The organism is Bradyrhizobium sp. P5_C11_2 (assembly GCF_054049755.1).
In genome coordinates, this window is the sequence record NZ_JBFULT010000002.1 from 14,094 (window position 1) to 30,029 (window position 15,936).

The 15,936-nt window shown below is 66.0% G+C and carries 15 protein-coding genes; 3 read left to right on the forward strand and 12 right to left on the reverse strand.

Going from position 1 to position 15,936, the window contains the following annotated elements:
• Positions 1–2: 2 nt before the first annotated feature.
• Entirely contained in the window at positions 3–1,322 is a 1,320-nt protein-coding gene (locus tag ACXJL8_RS00385) for a solute carrier family 23 protein (protein ID WP_456620654.1), read from the reverse strand.
• A 124-nt stretch (positions 1,323–1,446) separates the two neighbouring features.
• On the opposite strand from ACXJL8_RS00385, the gene ACXJL8_RS00390 reads away from it, so the two are divergent.
• A complete protein-coding gene (locus ACXJL8_RS00390; protein ID WP_456684461.1) occupies positions 1,447–2,781 on the forward strand; it encodes a dicarboxylate/amino acid:cation symporter in 1,335 nt (444 codons plus the stop codon).
• Positions 2,782–2,959: 178 nt separating this feature from the next.
• On the opposite strand, the gene ACXJL8_RS00395 is transcribed toward ACXJL8_RS00390, so the two are convergent.
• Both ACXJL8_RS00395 and ACXJL8_RS00400 read right to left on the reverse strand, forming a co-directional pair.
• Positions 2,960–3,859: an SDR family oxidoreductase gene (locus ACXJL8_RS00395; protein WP_456620656.1), complete on the reverse strand. Its 900-nt coding sequence runs from the start codon at positions 3,857–3,859 to the stop codon at positions 2,960–2,962.
• 45 nt (positions 3,860–3,904) lie between these two features.
• A complete protein-coding gene (locus ACXJL8_RS00400; RefSeq protein WP_456620657.1) occupies positions 3,905–4,645 on the reverse strand; it encodes an SDR family oxidoreductase in 741 nt (246 codons plus the stop codon).
• Positions 4,646–4,766: 121 nt separating this feature from the next.
• On the opposite strand from ACXJL8_RS00400, the gene ACXJL8_RS00405 reads away from it, so the two are divergent.
• Positions 4,767–5,660, forward strand: a complete 894-nt coding sequence (locus tag ACXJL8_RS00405; protein WP_456620658.1) for a LysR family transcriptional regulator — start codon at positions 4,767–4,769, stop codon at positions 5,658–5,660.
• Here the strand turns inward: ACXJL8_RS00405 and ACXJL8_RS00410 are convergent.
• The 4 genes from ACXJL8_RS00410 to ACXJL8_RS00425 form a co-directional block, all read right to left on the reverse strand.
• A complete protein-coding gene (locus tag ACXJL8_RS00410) occupies positions 5,655–7,280 on the reverse strand; it encodes an ABC-F family ATP-binding cassette domain-containing protein (protein WP_456620659.1) in 1,626 nt (541 codons plus the stop codon). The genes ACXJL8_RS00405 and ACXJL8_RS00410 overlap by 6 nt on opposite strands.
• Positions 7,281–7,412: 132 nt before the next feature.
• Positions 7,413–8,660 carry an amidohydrolase family protein gene (locus tag ACXJL8_RS00415; RefSeq protein ID WP_456620660.1) on the reverse strand — a complete coding sequence of 416 codons (1,248 nt, stop codon included), beginning with the start codon at positions 8,658–8,660 and terminating at the stop codon, positions 7,413–7,415.
• A 17-nt stretch (positions 8,661–8,677) separates the two neighbouring features.
• Positions 8,678–9,175, reverse strand: coding sequence for a GAF domain-containing protein (locus ACXJL8_RS00420; RefSeq protein ID WP_456620661.1), 498 nt, complete (start codon positions 9,173–9,175; stop codon positions 8,678–8,680).
• Entirely contained in the window at positions 9,172–10,530 is a 1,359-nt protein-coding gene (locus ACXJL8_RS00425) for an MFS transporter (protein WP_456620662.1), read from the reverse strand. The genes ACXJL8_RS00420 and ACXJL8_RS00425 overlap by 4 nt, the downstream gene beginning before the upstream one ends.
• 111 nt (positions 10,531–10,641) lie before the next feature.
• On the opposite strand from ACXJL8_RS00425, the gene ACXJL8_RS00430 reads away from it, so the two are divergent.
• Positions 10,642–11,574: a LysR family transcriptional regulator gene (locus ACXJL8_RS00430; RefSeq protein WP_456620663.1), complete on the forward strand. Its 933-nt coding sequence runs from the start codon at positions 10,642–10,644 to the stop codon at positions 11,572–11,574.
• 5 nt (positions 11,575–11,579) lie between these two features.
• On the opposite strand, the gene ACXJL8_RS00435 is transcribed toward ACXJL8_RS00430, so the two are convergent.
• From ACXJL8_RS00435 to ACXJL8_RS00455, 5 genes are read right to left on the reverse strand one after another with little or no spacing between them, the layout of a single operon-like run.
• Positions 11,580–11,927, reverse strand: coding sequence for a RidA family protein (locus ACXJL8_RS00435; RefSeq protein WP_038951035.1), 348 nt, complete (start codon positions 11,925–11,927; stop codon positions 11,580–11,582).
• 15 nt (positions 11,928–11,942) lie between these two features.
• Entirely contained in the window at positions 11,943–13,064 is a 1,122-nt protein-coding gene (locus tag ACXJL8_RS00440) for an NAD(P)/FAD-dependent oxidoreductase (RefSeq protein WP_456620664.1), read from the reverse strand.
• Positions 13,061–14,479: an FAD/NAD(P)-dependent oxidoreductase gene (locus ACXJL8_RS00445; RefSeq protein ID WP_456620665.1), complete on the reverse strand. Its 1,419-nt coding sequence runs from the start codon at positions 14,477–14,479 to the stop codon at positions 13,061–13,063. Before ACXJL8_RS00445 ends, ACXJL8_RS00440 begins: the two co-directional genes overlap by 4 nt.
• A complete protein-coding gene (locus ACXJL8_RS00450) occupies positions 14,476–14,772 on the reverse strand; it encodes a (2Fe-2S)-binding protein (protein WP_456620666.1) in 297 nt (98 codons plus the stop codon). The genes ACXJL8_RS00445 and ACXJL8_RS00450 overlap by 4 nt, the downstream gene beginning before the upstream one ends.
• Before the next feature lie 27 nt (positions 14,773–14,799).
• Positions 14,800–15,936: an NAD(P)/FAD-dependent oxidoreductase gene (locus ACXJL8_RS00455; RefSeq protein ID WP_456620667.1), complete on the reverse strand. Its 1,137-nt coding sequence runs from the start codon at positions 15,934–15,936 to the stop codon at positions 14,800–14,802.

The window sequence follows — 15,936 nt, forward strand, 5'->3', positions numbered from 1 at the left end:
ATTCATTCCGCGCGGCGCGCCAGCGGCGAGGTCAGGATCTGGTAGAGGATGATGGCGCCGAAGGTGGCGGTGCCGATCCCGCCAATCGTGAACGCGCCGAATTTGAGGGTGAGGTCGCCGGCGCCGGCGGTGAGCGCCACGGCGACGGTGATCAGGTTTGCGGGGTTCGCGAAGTCCACCTTGTTCTCGACCCAGATCCGGCCTGCCATCGCGGCGATCAACCCGAACAGCACGATCGAGAGGCCGCCAATGACGGGTCCGGGGATCGACAGGATCAGCGCGCCGAATTTCGGCGAGAAGCCGAGCAGGATCGATACTGTGGCTGCGAAGGCAAACAGCAGCGTGGAATAGACCTTCGTCGCCGCCATGACGCCGATGTTCTCGGCGTAGGTGGTGACACCGGTGCCGCCGCCGCAAGCCGACACGATGGTCGCGAGACTGTCGCCGAGCAGCGCGCGACCGAGAAAGCCGTCGAGGCTCCGTCCCGTCATCGCGCCGATGGCCTTGATGTGACCGAGATTCTCCGCGACGAGGATGATCGCGACCGGCGCGATCAGGACGATCGCATCGGCCTGGAAGCTGGGCGCGGTGAAGCTCGGCAGGCCGACCCATGGCGCGGCCGAGAGCTGGGTGAAGTCGATCGGCTTGCCCAAGCCAAGGCCGTTGGCGCAGAGCCAATACAGGAGATATCCGCCGATCGCGCCCAGGATGATCGGCAGGCGCCGCCAGAGCCCCGGCGCCGCCACGGCGACCACGCCGATGATCAGCACGGTCAACAGCCCGATCCAGGTATCGAATGGACTTGCGCTCACCGATTTGACGGCGACCGGCGCCAGGTTGAGGCCGATGGCCGCGACCACGGCGCCGGTGACGATTGGCGGCATCAATCGCTCGATCCAACTGACGCCCGACCACATCACGATCAGCGCGATCAGGCCGTACAGCACGCCCGCGCCGATGATGCCGCCGAGTGCGATCGGCAGGTTCGGGTTGGGCCCGTGCCCGGCATAGCCGGTCGCGGCGATGACCACGGCGATGAAGGCGAAGCTCGAGCCGAGATAGCTCGGCACGCGTCCCGCCACGGCCACGAAGAAGATCAGCGTGCCGATGCCGGAGAACAGCACCGCAACATTCGGATCGAACCCCATCAGCAGCGGCGCGATGATGGTGCCGCCCGACATCGCGACGCCGTGCTGGAGTCCGGCGACGATGGTCTGGCCCAGCGGCAACCGCTCCTCGGGCATGATCACGCCGGAGGTCTTCAGTTTCCAATCCGGAAAATAGCCTCGTGCTTGCTCTTCTGAGCCCGTTGCCGTCGACATGTTCCCCCCATTGCGGTGCAGCGATCGATCTTCGTGCGAACAGACAAAAATGTGATTGTCGCTTCTGCGGCGCCCGTCACATGATGCAAATCGTGCAAGATCAATACGTTCCGGGGCCTACATTATGACACAGATTGCGATCCAGCCAGCCGTCCACCGGCGGCATCAGCCCTGGTACAAGATCCTCTACATCCAGGTCCTGATCGCGATCGCGCTCGGCGTGCTCATCGGCTATTTCTATCCCGATCTCGGCAAGGAACTGAAGCCGCTCGGCGACGGCTTCATCGCGCTGATCAAGATGATGATCGCGCCGGTGATCTTCTGCACCGTGGTGCACGGCATCTCGTCGATGGGCGACCTCAAGCGCGTCGGCCGGGTCGGCCTGAAGTCGCTGATCTATTTCGAGACGGTCTCCACCGTTGCGCTCGCGGTCGGCCTGCTGGTCGGCGAGGTGCTCCAGCCCGGGCACGGCTTCAACATCGATCCCGCGACGATCGATCCGAAGTCGGTGGCGACCTACGTCACACAGGCCAAGGAGCAAGGCATCGTCGCCCATCTGATGGCGATCATCCCCGACAGCTATCTCGGCGCGATCGCGCGCGGCGATTTGCTCCAGGTGCTCCTGATCTCGATCCTGTCGGGCTTTGCCATCGCCTTCCTCGGCAAGGCCGGCGAGCCGATCGCCGACGCCGTCGACAAGGCCGCGAAGATGTTCTTCGGCATCATCCGCATCATCGTGCGTGTCGCGCCCGTCGGGGCCTTCGGCGCGATGGCATTCACGGTCGGCGCCTACGGCCTCGGCTCGCTGCTCAACCTCGCCGCGCTGATCGGCACGTTCTACCTGACCAGCATGCTGTTCGTGCTGATCGTGCTGGGCTCGATCGCGCGGCTCGCCGGCTTCTCGATCCTGCGTTTCATCGCCTACATCAAGGACGAGCTTTTGATCGTGCTCGGCACCTCGTCGTCGGAGACGGTGCTGCCGCAGATGATCCAGAAGATGGAGCATCTCGGCGCCTCGCGCTCGGTGGTCGGCCTCGTCATCCCGACCGGCTACAGCTTCAATCTCGACGGCACCAACATCTACATGACGCTGGCGACGCTGTTCCTGGCGCAGGCGACCAACACCCATCTGACCATCTGGCAGGAGCTCGGCGTCTTGGGCATCGCCATGATCACCTCGAAGGGCGCCTCGGGGGTGACCGGCGCCGGCTTCATCACGCTCGCCGCCACGCTCTCGATCGTGCCTGATATCCCGATCCAGTCGATCGCGATCCTGGTCGGCATCGACAAGTTCATGAGCGAATGCCGCGCGCTGACCAATCTGATCGGCAACGGCGTCGCCTGCGTCGTCATCAGCATCTCCGAAGGCGAGCTCGACCGCGACGCGCTGCACGAGACCATGGCCCATCCGCTGGAGATGGGCGAGGCGCTGGAGCCGGGCGGCGGCGCGTCTTCATAAGCCGCGCGTAAGTTCGGCGCAGTCCGGTTCCGACGCGGTAGTTTCCCGGAGTGGTCAATTGGTGCGGCACGCGTCACAACAATCGCGTTGGGATCACGGATTGATACTCATTCATTCCACCCGACGCGCTGGGGGCAGGGCGTCGGGTTTTTGAAAATTCTCGCGGCGGGCTGACGCGTCAGGCCAGCTTTTTGGGCTTCAGGAGATCGCTGAGGCCCACCCGGTGCAGCATCTCGGCGCGGACGCGGTCGAGCACGGTGAAGCCGACATCGGCGCCGTCTTCCGTGGGATCGATGTGGACGCGGAACGGCCGCTTCCCGAACGGTGCGCCGACGACATTCACGACCGCCTCGGCTACGAGGTCGACGTTGGCATCTTCAGGCACGATCGCCGCAAACGCCTTCTGCACCTGCTCGCCAAAGCCCTGATACGGACCGGCCTCGTATTCCGCGGCGCGCGCTGCATCGGCGGGACGGCCCGAATGGGCAAAATGATTGGTGCCGGAGGTGAAGGCGCCGGGCACGATGATCGAGGTCTCGATGCCCCAGCGCGACAGCTCGCGGGCATATTGCACGGCGATCGAATCCATCGCCGCCTTGGCCGCAAAGTAAGGCGCGAGAAAGGGCGGCGTTCCGCCGGCGGAACTGGACGAGGAGATCCAGACCAGCAGGCCTTGCTTCTGACGGCGCATATGCGGCAGCACCGCGCGGTTGACGCGCTGCGTGCTCAGCACGTTGACGTCGTAGAGTTCGGCATATTGCTCCGGCGTGAACGCCTCCGCCGGGCCGAACACCATGTGGCCGGCATTGTGGATCAGGACGTCGATCCTCCCCGCTTCCGCGATCACTTGCGCGACCGCGGCATCGACCGAGTCCTGCGATTGCACGTCGAGCTCCAGCGCGCGAAGATCGGCACTGTTGTCGCGCGAAAATGCCGCCATCTGCTCCACGACGGCTGCGTTGCGGGATTTCGTCTGGCGCATCGAGCCGTAGATGGTGTGGCCCGCCTTGGCCAAGGCTTCAGCCGTGAGGCGGCCAAAGCCGCTGGATGCGCCGGTGATCAGAACAATCTTGGTCATGGGATATCTCCTTTGATGTCGTAGCTGATGTCTGGTGTGGCGGGATCAGATGATCCCGCCATTGGTGCGCAGCACCTGGCCGTTGATCCATGCGCCATCGGGACCGGCGAGGAACGAGACTGCGGCAGCGACGTCCGTGGGCTGGCCGAGCCGCTCCAGCGGCGCCAGCTTGGTGAGGTGGTCGATCACCTGTTTGGTCTTGCCGTCGAGAAACAGCTTTGTTGCAGTCGGTCCCGGCGCTACGGCATTCACGGTGATGTTGCGGCCGCGCAGCTCCTTGGAGAGCACATGCGTCATGGCTTCGACCGCCGCCTTGGTCGCGGCATAGAGGCCATAGCTCGGGGACAGCATTGCGGTCTGGCTCGAGGACAGGTTGACGATGCGGCCGCCAGTGCGCAGCCGGCGCGCGGCCTCACGCAGCGTGTTGAAGGTGCCCTTCAGGTTGATCGCCATCTGGCTGTCGAACAGGGCGTCGTCGGCCTCGGCGATCGCGGCGAGCCGCATGATGCCGGCATTGTTGACGAGGACGTCGACACCACCGAAAGCGGCGTCCGCCATGTCGAACAGGCGCGCAACCGCGGCGGGGTTGCTGACGTCGGCCTGCGCGGTGATGGCCCGGCCGCCGGCCTTCTCGATCTTGCCGGCCAGCGCTTCCGCCTCGGCCGCGCCGCCCGCGTAGTTGATGACGACCGTAAAGCCGTCGCCCGCGAGCCGTTCGGCGATCGCAGCGCCAATGCCGCGCGAGCCACCGGTGACGATTGCGACTTTTCCGTTTGCGTTGGACATTTGCGTTCTCCGTGGTTCCGAGCCGCTCCTTGCGGCTGACACGGAGGAAATTGCCCTTTGCGCGGCCAAAGATAATCTGGCATAGATTGGCATCATTGTTCTGACATCGCGAACAATAGCCATGGACCGCCTGGACGCGATGCGGCTGTTCACCCGGGTGGTCGAGCGCCGCAGCTTCACCCAAGCCGCAAACGACATCGGCCTGCCGCGCTCGAGCGCGACGCAGGTGATCCACCAGCTGGAGCACCGGCTCGGCGTGCGGCTGCTCCAGCGCACGACGCGAGTGGTCCGCCCGACGCTTGATGGCGAGGCCTATTACCGCCGCTGCCTTGCCATTCTCCAGGACGTCGAGGATGCCGAGGGGGCTTTTTCGGGGACCAAGCCGAGAGGCATGCTGCGCATCGAGGTGCAGGGCACGCTGGCGCGACACTTCCTGATGCCGAACCTGCCAAAGTTCTTCGCGCAATATCCCGACATCGAGATCGCGATGAGCGAAAGCGACCGCTGGGTCGATCTGGTCCACGAAGGCGTCGACTGCGCGCTGCGCTGGGGCGAGCTCGCCGACAGCGGCCTGATCGCGCGCCGGCTCGCGGTGCTCGATCGCATCACCTGCGCCGCGCCCGCCTATCTGAAACGCATGGGACGGCCGAAATCGGTCGACGATCTCGCGCGCCACCAGATGGTCGGGCTGCGCCGGCTGTCCAGCGGCGACATCGAGCCGTTGCGGTTTGCCATCGACGGCAAGCTGCACGACCTTTCGCTACCCGCGCCATTCTCGGTCACGGGGCCGGAGAGCTATCTGGTGGGGACACAGCTGGGCCTGGGTATCGCCCAGATGCCGCGTTTCCACATTGCCGACGACCTCGCGCGTGGAAGCCTGGTCGCTTTGCTCCCGGATAGCCCGCCGCCTTCGGCGCCGGTTTCGCTGATGTATGCCCAGAATCGCCAGCTCACCCCGCGCGTGCGCGCCTTCAGCGACTGGCTGGCGCAGGAATTTCGCAAAGACGGCTCATGATATTCGCGTCGTGTCGCTTGCAGGGTGCCTCGCAAGGTCACCTGCGAGATCGAGCCGGCGCGTGATCCCTATGGCCTGCAAGAACGCCTCGTCATGACTGACGACGAGCAGCGCGCCGTCATAGGCCCTCAGGCCCGCCTCGACGGCTTCGATGGACTCGATGTCCAGATGATTGGTCGGCTCGTCCAGGATCAGCAGGGACGGCGGCGTTGAGCCGCCCAGCACGCAAGCCAGGCCTGCACGAAACAGCTGCCCGCCGCTCAGGCTTCCGACAGTCTGTCGTGCCGCATCGGCGCGAAACATGAAACGCGCCAGTGCGGCATGGCACTCATTCGCACCCGCCCTTGGATTGAGACGCCCAAAATTCTCCAGGATGGAGATCGCGGGATCGAGCAGGCTGACCCTCTGATCGAACAGCGCCAAACCGGGCTTGACCCGCACGGTGCCCGACAGAGCAAGCATCTCGCCTGCGATCAGTTTCAGCAGTGTCGTCTTGCCGGAGCCGTTTGGCCCGACGACGGCAACGCGCTCAGGCCCGACGATGGCAAGCGACAGATCGCGCAAGACCGGCCGCTCCGGCTGATAGCCGGCACTGACCCGGTCGAGCCAAAGCACCTCCCTGCCCGCCGGCAGATGCGTGGAGGGCAATTTGACCGATAGCGGCTGAAGAATTTCGATGCGCCGGCGCGCCGCGTCGACCGCCTCAAGCGCCTCCGTGCGCCGCCTTTCGGCGATCTGCGCATTCTTTCCGCCGCTATCCTCGCTGCGGTCCTTGCGCGCGCCGGCCAGAATGCGCGGCAAGTCGCCCTTGGCGCGCTTCTTCTTCCCGCCGCTGTCCTTGCGCGCTTTCCGCTCAGTTGCCTCCTGCGCCCGTCCGTCGATCTCGACCAGGCGCTTTTCGGCATGCGCGAGGTCGTGCCTGATAGCGCTGAGTTCGACGGCTTTCTGTTCGCGGTACCTGCGCCAGTTGCCGCCATATCGTGTAGCCTCGAGCGACGTCAGCTCGACGATGGCGTCCATGGTCTCGAGCAATGCCCGGTCATGGCTGACCACGATCGCGCCGCCGCGCCAGGCGGCGAGCAGCTCGACCACGGCCTTGCGTCCGTCGCGGTCGAGATTGTTGGTGGGCTCGTCCAGCAGCAGAAAATCCGGCTGCGCGAAGACCAGCGCGGCCAGACGAACCCGCGTGACCTGGCCGCCCGACAGGCAGGACAGCTCCGTGTCAGGCGCGAGATCGAACCCCACGCGCGCGAGCGTGGACGCGAGCCGCGTTTCGAGAGTCCAGTCGACGTCGGCGATGTCCTCGGCCGAGGCATCGCCGCGCTCCGCTCGTCGAAGCAACGCCAACGCTCGTCGCGCGCCGAACAGGTCGATCACCGTCGCGTCCGCCGGGAGCTGGACGTCCTGGCGCAGCAGGCCAACGGTTCCGTTGACGAGAACGCGTCCTGACTGAGGAACGTGCTCTCTCGTGATAGAGGCGAGCAGCGTGGATTTTCCAACGCCATTGCGACCGACCAGGCCGGTTCGCTCGGCGCCGAATGTCAGGTCGATGTCGGAAAGGAGAGAGCGGCCGTCAGGCGTGGACAATGACAGGCGTGACAGGATGATCGAAGCAGGCATGGAGTTCCCCGTGAGCAAGGCAGGTCGGCTTTGCGGTCGGGGTCATGTCCATGGCTGCGAATGTCCTGATTGGGAGCTGCTCAGTAATCCTGCCGAAGCAGGAGATCAAGCGGCATCTGACACGGCGCGCCGCTACGCGGCCAGCCTGTCGAACTGGATCTTGCCCGCCTTCATCACCAGCGGAATGCGCTCGCCTTGACCGAGCAGGCACGCAACGTCACGCAACGGGTTGCCATCGACCACCAGCAGGTCGGCAAAAGCCTCGGGCACGATCCGGCCAAGCTTGCCCTCCATGCCGAGCACCTCGGCACCGACCACGGTCGCGCTGGCGATGACCTCGCGGCTCCCGAGAATTTCGGCGCGGATGCGGAACTCGTCGCTCTGGAGGCGTTGCGACGGTCCAAGCAGATCGCTGCCAAAACCCATTTTTACCCCGGCCTTGCGATAGATCTCGAGCGAGCGCAGGCCGGCATCGCGCACGTCAGCGATCTTGGCGACGCTTTCGGGCGGCAGGCCGTACTGGGCGCCCTCGTTGGCCAGCGCCTCATAGGTGACGAGCGTCGGCACCACATAGGCGCCCTGCTCGGCCATCAGGCGCGCGGTCGGCTCGTCGACGAGATTGCCGTGCTCGATGGTGCGCACGCCGCAGCGGACCGCGCGCGCGATCGCCGCCGCGGTATAGGCATGGGCGAGCACGTAGGTCTGGCGGCCCCGCGCCTCCTCGACGATGGCGCGGATCTCGTCCTCGGAGTAGCCGAAGGCGCCGACCGGATCGGTCGGCGATGCGACGCCGCCGGACGCCATGATCTTGATCTGGTCGGCGCCCATCTGGAGCTCCTCGCGCGCGGCCCTGCGCACGCCGTCGACACCGTCGGCGACGCGCGCCAGCGCGCCGACGCGCACGCAGCAGGGACAGGGCGCGTCGCTGGCGAGGTAATCCGAGCGCGCCCGCATGTCGCCGTGCCCGCCGGTCTGGCTGAGCGCGCGGCCGGAGACGAACAGCCGCGGACCGTCGGTCAGGCCGGTCTCGATGGCCTGCTTCAGCGCATGGCCGGCACCGCCCGCGTCGCGGACGGTGGTAAAGCCTCGCCGCAGCATGCCGCGCAACAGCAGCGTCGAGCGCAGCGTGACCAGCACGTTCGGCATGTGCACCTGCTGCGCCAGATTGAGCTCGACCGCGACCGCATGCACATGCAGATCGATCAGGCCGGGCATCAGCGTCTTGCCCTTCAGATCGATGGTCCGGTCCGCGGACGCCGATAGCGGCCGGTCCGAGACCTCCTTGATCAGATTGTCCTCGACCAGCACATGATGTCCCTCCAACAAGTCCGGCTGGAGCGGATCGAGCAGAGCGGCGTTCTTGAGGAGGATGCTGGGCATGGCGATTTCCTGTCTGGTCAGGACGGTGTGAGCAGCGCGGGCAAGGCGAGCTGGGCGAACGGGAGACACGCGGCGACGTCGTCCTCGCCGTACCACTCCGCCTCGTGGAGCAGGTTGAGCGAGCCGAGCGTGCGGCCACGCCAGCGCACGGGCATGTTGAGCACGCTGGCGCAGCCGAGCGAGGCGATCAGCGCGTGGTCGGAAAAGACGTTGCGCAGATCGTCCGGCGTGCGGCCGATATAGGCGTCGCCGCGATCGAGAACGGCCTCGGTCCACGGGCCTGGCGCCAGGCGCTTGCGTCCGCCGGGAGGGTACGGGCCGGGGAGATTGGAATAGACCCGCGCCGCTTCGCCGCTGTCGTCGTCATAGGTCAGGATGGTGAACAGCTTGTGCCCGATCGCCGACTTCAAGGCTTCGTCGAGCGCCGCAAACAGCGCCTCCGGCTGATCCGGCCTGCCCTGCGCGGTCGCGACGGCGCAGAGAAGGGGATCGGCGCGGTGTTGCGTCCGCATCATGCGACCTCACCCGCCGCAATCTCTTCCAGCGAACGGCCGCGCGTCGGCACGCCCATCAGCACGACAGTGAGCGCGCCTAGCAGCAGCACACTGGTGGTCAGGCCGAACACGCCGGCGAAGCCGAAATTGGGATAGAGGTAGCCGACCAGGATCGGCGAGACGATCGCACCGATGCGGCCGATCGCGGAAGCGAGCCCGGCGCCAGTGGTCCTGACCGCCGTCGGAAACACTTCGGCGGTATAGGCATAGACGCCCGCATAGGTGCCGTTCATGAAGAAGGACAGCAGGATTCCCGCCATCATGATGTGCTGGTCGCTCTGCGCGAAGGCGAGCCCGAGCGCGCTGGCGCCGCCGAGCACCATGTAGGTCGCAATCGTCGCCTGCCGGCCGATGCGCTCGTTGAAATACGCGGCGCTGAAATAGCCGGGAATCTGCGCGCAATAGATCGCGATCGAATAGGCGAAGCTCTTGGTGATGCTCATGCCGTTCTGGACCAGCAGGCCTGGGATCCAGACGAAGAAGGAATAATAGCTGAAGGTGATCGCAAGCCACATGATCCAGGTCATGATGGTGATGCGCGCCTGCCGGCCTGCCAGCAGCGCCGCGAAATTGGCGAGCAGTGTTCCGGCAGACCCGGCGGGTGCCGTGGCCTCGACGACCGGCTGCGGCAGGACATGGCCCTCGCGCGCAAAGCCGGCCTCGATCCTGTCCAGCACGGCTTCGGCTTCCTTCTCCCGTCCCCGGGTTTCGAGCCAGCGCGGCGATTCCGGCAAGGCCCTCCGCCACCACAACAGCATGACGACCGGCACCGCCGTGATCACCAGCACGATGCGCCAGCCGTTCTCGTAGGCGGGAACGATGAAGTAACCGAGCAAGGCGGCAGCGACGAAACCGAAGGAGAAGAAGCCGGCCAGCGCGCCGGTAAAGCTGCCGCGGAAGCGCCGCGCCACGAATTCAGCCAGATAGGGCGCGATGATCGCGCTCTCCGCGCCGGTGCCCATGCCGGCAACGACGCGGGCGACGAAGAAGGACGGCCAGGTATCGACCATCGCACTCACGATCGATGCTGCGCAGTAGAGCGCCAGCGCCGACATCATCACCGCGCGGCGGCCGATCAGGTCGCCCAGCGTGCCCGCCAGCAAGGCGCCGAACAGGAAGCCGATATAGGTGCTGCTGCCGAGCACGCCGATCTGGACGCTCGACAGATTCCATGCGGTGCGCAGCACCGGCAGGATGAAGGCCAGCACCGCCGCGTCCATCGCGTCGAACATGTAGCCGAGCCCGCCCATCAGCAGCAGATGCTTGTGGAAGCGTGCGAACGGAAGGCGCTCGATGCGCGCCGATATCATCGACATGAAAGTCCCCCTCGATTTGACGGCCCCGGCGCGCCGCGTGTCGTTCGGGAGGGAACCATAGACAAAGTGACATTATCGTCATAATTTATAATGATGATCTAATATATCACCATGGTGAATGATCTCGTGTCGTTCCGCGCGCTCGACCTCAACCTCCTGAAAGTCTTCGAGGCACTGATGACCGAGGGCAGCGTCACCCGCGCCGCCAACGCGCTGACGATGACGCAGCCCGCGGTCAGCAACGCGCTGGCGCGGTTGCGGGACGCGCTCGGCGATCCCCTGTTCGTGAGGTCGGGCACCGGGATCCGTCCGACCCAGCGCGCCGTGGTGCTGTGGGAGCCGATCGGCGAGGCGCTCGAGAGCGTGCGCGGAGCGCTCGACGGACAGGTGTTCGATCCCGGCCGCGCGCAGACCGAGTTCACCCTGTCGATGTCGGATTATGTGGCCTCGCTGGTGATGCCGAACCTGCTGAACCATCTCAGTGAGACGGCGCCGAAGGCACGCGTTCATACCGTACCCAACACCATCCTGGAGATCGCCGACCAGCTCGAGGACAACCGGGTCGACTGCGTGTTGAGCGTCTATGTCAACGAGGCGCAGCAGCCGGCCGCCATTCGCTCACGCTCGCTGTGGACCGTCGACTATGCCTGCTTCATGCGGCGCCATCATCCGCTCGCCGTCAACAAGCGGCTGAGCACACGCGCCTTCCTCAACGCAGGGCATGTCGACGTGAGCCTCGCCGGAAAGACCCTGCCGTCCTACGACCTGTTCCTCGCCTCGCGCGGGCTGTCGCGTAACGTGGTCGCGACCGTCAATCATTACAGCGCCGCCTACGAGATCGTGCGGCAGTCCGACCTTATCGCCGTGCTGCCGCGCGATCTGCGCTCGCAGTCCCGCCATGCGCCGTTGCTGCACGCGATGCCGCTTCCGCTCCAGGCGCCGCCGCGCATCGTCAGCCTGTTCTGGCACCAGCGCAACGACACGGTGCCCGCGCAGCGCTGGCTGCGCGAGACCCTGGTCGGGATGTTCGCCAGATCGGACTGACCGGGTCAGCCCTTGAGCGCGGTGACCACCACCTCGATCAGCGCACTGCCGCCGAGATCGGCGACGCCGACGGTGGCGCGGGTGGGCAGATTGTCGCCGAAGAATTCGGTCCAGGCCGCGTCCATCTCCTTCTTCTTGGAAAGATCCGTGACGAAGATCGAGGCGCTGACGATTCGGGACTTGTCGGTGCCGGCTTCCTTCAGATAGCCGGCGATCTTGCCGAGGATGTTGCGGGTCTGGTCGCCCATCGAGACCGAGGTGTCGTCGGCGATGGTGCCGCCGAGGAAGACGAAGCCGTTGGCTTCGACGGCGCGGTGCATGATGGGCGTGCGGATGCTGCGGGTGATGCTCATGATGTCCTCTTGTTGCTAGAGCGTGGAGGGATGGAAGCGGTCGATGCCGAGATCGCTGACGCGGGTCTGGGTGCCGCCGTTGACGATCAGCTCCGCCATCACGGCGCCGGCGCCGGGGCCGAGCTGGAAGCCGTGCAGCGAGAAGCCGAACTGGTGATAGAGGCCCTTGTGACGGGAGCTCGGCCCGAACACGGGGATATCGTCCTTCATCTTGGCTTCGATGCCGGCCCAGGCGCGCACGATCGTCGCGCTGCGCATCACCGGAAACAGCTCGAACACGGTGCGGGCGCTGGTCGCAAGGCTCTTCCAGTCCAGCACAGTCTCGTTGCGGTCCTGATAGGGCGTCGCCAGATGGCCGCCGCCGATCAGCACGGTGCCGTTCTTGAATTGCTTGAAGGAGAGCTTTCGCCCGCGCAGGATCACGACGGGATCGATGAAGTGCGGCACGCGCGAGGTGATCATCAGCATCGGCGCCACGGTCTCGACCGGCACCGGCTCGCCGAGCGCAGCCGCGATCTTTCCGGCCCAGGCGCCGGCCGCGTTGACCAGCACCGGCGCGGCAAAACTCTCGGTGCCGACATCGACGTGCCAGAGGCCATCGCTGTACCGGATGTTGCTGGCGGCCACGCCCTCGCGAACACTGGCACCGAGCTGTTCGGCCTTGCGCCGGAACGCGGTCGTGGTCTGCGCCGGATTGGCCGCGCCGTCGCGGCGCGACACCACGCCGCCCGGACAGGTCTCGGCCACCGCCGGCACCAGCCGACGTAGTTCAGTCGCGTCGATCAGTTCCTCGTGGGTGAAGCCGAGCGCGTTCAGCTCGGCGACGCGGGCGCGGCAGACCGCAAGCTCGTCCTCGTTCTCCGCAACCAGGACCTGGCCATAGCTCTCAAAGCTGCAATCGTCGTCGACGAGCTCTGAAATCTTCTCCCAGATTCCCATCGAGCGGATCGAGAGCGGAATTTCGGGGATGTGGCGTGCGAGTTGGCGCACACCGCCGGCGTTGACGCCGGAGGCGTGCCGGCCGGCATAGTCCTTCTCGATCAGCACCGGCTTCAGGCCGGCAAGGCACAGATGCAGCGCCGTCGAGCATCCGTGGATGCCGCCGCCAATGACGATCGCATCCACGTTTTTGGTCATCCGCGCACCACCGCCTTGATGTCGTCTTCGCTCTTCGGAACGGCGGCGAGTTCGGCGAGCGTGATCGGCTTCACCGGCGCGCGCAGCCGGTAATAGCCGATCTCCTGCGGGCTCTTGGCCCGCGCCTGCGCCATCAGCTCGGTGACGGTGAGGCCGCAGAGCCGGCCCTGGCACGGCCCCATGCCGGTGCGGCGATAGGCCTTGAGCTGGTTCGGCCCGGTCGCACCGATCGCGACAGAATCGAGAACGTCCTTTGCTGTCACTTCCTCGCAGCGGCAGACAATAGTGTTGCCCGAGGGAATGCGGAACTGCGGCGCGGGGCGGAACAGCGTGTCGAGGAAGACGCGGCCGCGCTCGGCCTTGGCAAGATCGGCGCGGAGCGCCGCCATTGCCGGGAGCTTCGCAGCAGCCGCGGGCGCCAACGCCTCCACCGCCGCGCGCGCCGCGACGCGGCCGCGGACGACGGCGGCATTGGCACCGCCGATGCCGGCGCCATCGCCGGCAATCGCAATGCCGGCGACCGACGAATTGCCGCTCGCATCGAGCACCGGCGACCAGCACAATTGCAGCTCGTCCCAGCGGTGTTCGATTCCGGCCGCCATCGCCAGATTGACGTTGGGCACGACGCCCTGATGCAGCAGCAACAGATCCGCAGGAATGGTCTCACGCTTGCCGCCCGCGACATAGCTCACGCTCGCGAGCTGGCCGTCACCGGACGCTGCAAGCTCGGTGACGCCGGAGACGACCTGCACCTTCGCCTTCACCTCGCGCATCATCGACAGGCCCTTGGTGAAATAAGGCGAAGTCAGGAAGGCGAAGGCGTGCGGCAGCGCTGCAAAATAATTCCCGCGCTCGGTGGTGTCGAGGATGCGGTCGATGCGGCCGCCGAGACGAAGGATCTGCGCGGCAAGCAGCCAGAGCAGCGGCCCCTGCCCCGCGATCACGGTGCGTCCGTCCGGCACCAGCGCCGACGATTTCAGCATGGTCTGCGCGGCACCCGCGGTCATCACGCCCGGCAGCGTCCAACCGGGAATCGGGAACGGCCGCTCCAGCGCGCCGGTCGCAAGGATCACTCGCTTCGCCTTGACGAAGGCCGAGGCGCCGCCGATGGAGACGGCGATGTCGAGATTGCGGTCGAGGCTCCAGACCGTGGCGCGATGAATGACCTCGGCATTGCTCGCGCGCAGCGACTGCACGAGGTCAGCACCGACCCAATAGTCGGCGCCGAGCTGATCGCGCTCGGTCACCGGCGTCGAAGAAATGGCGCGGAACACCTGGCCGCCAGGGCCGATGTTCTCGTCGAGCAGCAGCGTCGACAAGCCGGCTTCGGCGGATGTCGCGGCAGCAGCAAGCCCAGCGGGACCGGCGCCAATCACCACCACATCGTAATCTTCGCGCTTGGGAGCCATGGTCATTTTCCGATCTCCCGCTTGCCCTTCTGGATCTCGATCTGCATGCCCTCGGCGACCGGCACCAGGCAGCCCTGGCGATTGCCGACGCCATCGATGGTGACGAGGCAGTCGAAGCACACGCCCATCATGCAATAGGGCAGCCGCGGCGCGCCGCTCACCGCGGTCGAACGCCGTGCGTCGCAGCTCGAGGCCAGCAGCGCAGCGGAAACGGTGTCGCCCTGTCGCGCCGCGACGGCAACGCCATCGACGAAGATCTGCACTTGCGGGCGTTTGTCCTGTTCGGATCGTCTAAACATGGGATGCCTCTTGGCTCCTTGATATCTCTAGTAGCCGCTGTTGTTCGCAGCGCGATCGCTCGCAAAACGGCTTGCCGAGAACGCCCCGACCAGCTCCGGCTCGAGCGCGCCAGCTGCGACCATGCGCGCGATCTCGAAGGCGTGGTTGGAGGCGAGCGTCACGCCGGAATGGCAGCAGGCGACGAAGGCACCGGGATGCGTCTCCGACTGGTCATAGATCGGAAAGCCGTCCTGCGGCATGACGCGGATGCCGGCCCAGCTCCTGACCACGTTGAGCCGCGCCAGATGCGGGAACATGCGCTGCGCGCGATCGGCCATCACGCCGCTGATCGAATGCTTCAGCGCGCGGTCGTCGAGCTCATCTTCCTTGCTGTCGCCGATCATCACCGTGCCCTCGTCGGTCTGGCGGATCGTGGTCAAAGGATGCGGCAGGAACGGCATGGTGCGTTCGGTCACCACGATCTGGCCGCGGGTCGGCCCCATCGGCGCGTAGAGGCCGACCTTCGGCGCCAACGTCTGGTTGGCATTGCCGGCCGCGAGCACGATCTTGGCGGCGCGGAGCTCGCCCTTCGGCGTGGTGAGGTGGAACTCACCGCCGCTCTTGCTGATCGCCGAAACCGGACGCTCCGGAAAATAATCGATGCCGAATGCCCTAAAGCCGGTGTGGAAAGCACGAAACGTGCGCAGCGAATTGACGTGACCATCGAGCGGACAAAAACTGCCGCCGGAGACTTCCGGCCCGATCAGCGGCAACGCCTTCTTCACCTCGGATGCGGAGAGCATCTCCATCTTGTAGTCGGCCGCACCGGCCTGGTTGTGCATGCGCTTGACGAGTTCAGTGCGCTGGCCGAATTCGTCCTCGCCGAGCGTGAGATGAAAGCCGCCGTTCTGTTGGAGCGAGACATCGAGGCCGGTCTGTTGCTTCAGCTCCGCGGCAAGCCGGCTCCACGCCTGTGACGCCTGCACGGTCCAGACCGTATAGGCCGGCATGCCCAGCCCCTTGCTCTGCACCCAGACCAGCGCAAAGTTCGCGCGCGAGGCGCGCTTGGTGATGTCGCCTTCGTCGAGCACGGCGACGCTCTTGCCGAGCCGGCCGAGGCCCCAGGCAATGGCGGAGCCGAGCAATCCGCCGCCGACGACGGCGACGTCGTAATCCCCTGACAT

Coding starts and splice junctions, on each gene's coding strand:
- ACXJL8_RS00430 (WP_456620663.1), top strand. CDS start 10,642: ATGGTGAATGATCTCGTGTCGTTCCGCGCGCTCGACCTCAACCTCCTG.
- ACXJL8_RS00390 (WP_456684461.1), top strand. CDS start 1,447: ATGACACAGATTGCGATCCAGCCAGCCGTCCACCGGCGGCATCAGCCC.
- ACXJL8_RS00400 (WP_456620657.1), bottom strand. CDS start 4,645: ATGTCCAACGCAAACGGAAAAGTCGCAATCGTCACCGGTGGCTCGCGC.
- ACXJL8_RS00450 (WP_456620666.1), bottom strand. CDS start 14,772: ATGTTTAGACGATCCGAACAGGACAAACGCCCGCAAGTGCAGATCTTC.
- ACXJL8_RS00395 (WP_456620656.1), bottom strand. CDS start 3,859: ATGACCAAGATTGTTCTGATCACCGGCGCATCCAGCGGCTTTGGCCGC.
- ACXJL8_RS00435 (WP_038951035.1), bottom strand. CDS start 11,927: ATGAGCATCACCCGCAGCATCCGCACGCCCATCATGCACCGCGCCGTC.
- ACXJL8_RS00445 (WP_456620665.1), bottom strand. CDS start 14,479: ATGACCATGGCTCCCAAGCGCGAAGATTACGATGTGGTGGTGATTGGC.
- ACXJL8_RS00425 (WP_456620662.1), bottom strand. CDS start 10,530: ATGTCGATGATATCGGCGCGCATCGAGCGCCTTCCGTTCGCACGCTTC.
- ACXJL8_RS00385 (WP_456620654.1), bottom strand. CDS start 1,322: ATGTCGACGGCAACGGGCTCAGAAGAGCAAGCACGAGGCTATTTTCCG.
- ACXJL8_RS00455 (WP_456620667.1), bottom strand. CDS start 15,936: ATGTCAGGGGATTACGACGTCGCCGTCGTCGGCGGCGGATTGCTCGGC.
- ACXJL8_RS00415 (WP_456620660.1), bottom strand. CDS start 8,660: ATGCCCAGCATCCTCCTCAAGAACGCCGCTCTGCTCGATCCGCTCCAG.
- ACXJL8_RS00440 (WP_456620664.1), bottom strand. CDS start 13,064: ATGACCAAAAACGTGGATGCGATCGTCATTGGCGGCGGCATCCACGGA.
- ACXJL8_RS00405 (WP_456620658.1), top strand. CDS start 4,767: ATGGACCGCCTGGACGCGATGCGGCTGTTCACCCGGGTGGTCGAGCGC.
- ACXJL8_RS00420 (WP_456620661.1), bottom strand. CDS start 9,175: ATGATGCGGACGCAACACCGCGCCGATCCCCTTCTCTGCGCCGTCGCG.
- ACXJL8_RS00410 (WP_456620659.1), bottom strand. CDS start 7,280: ATGCCTGCTTCGATCATCCTGTCACGCCTGTCATTGTCCACGCCTGAC.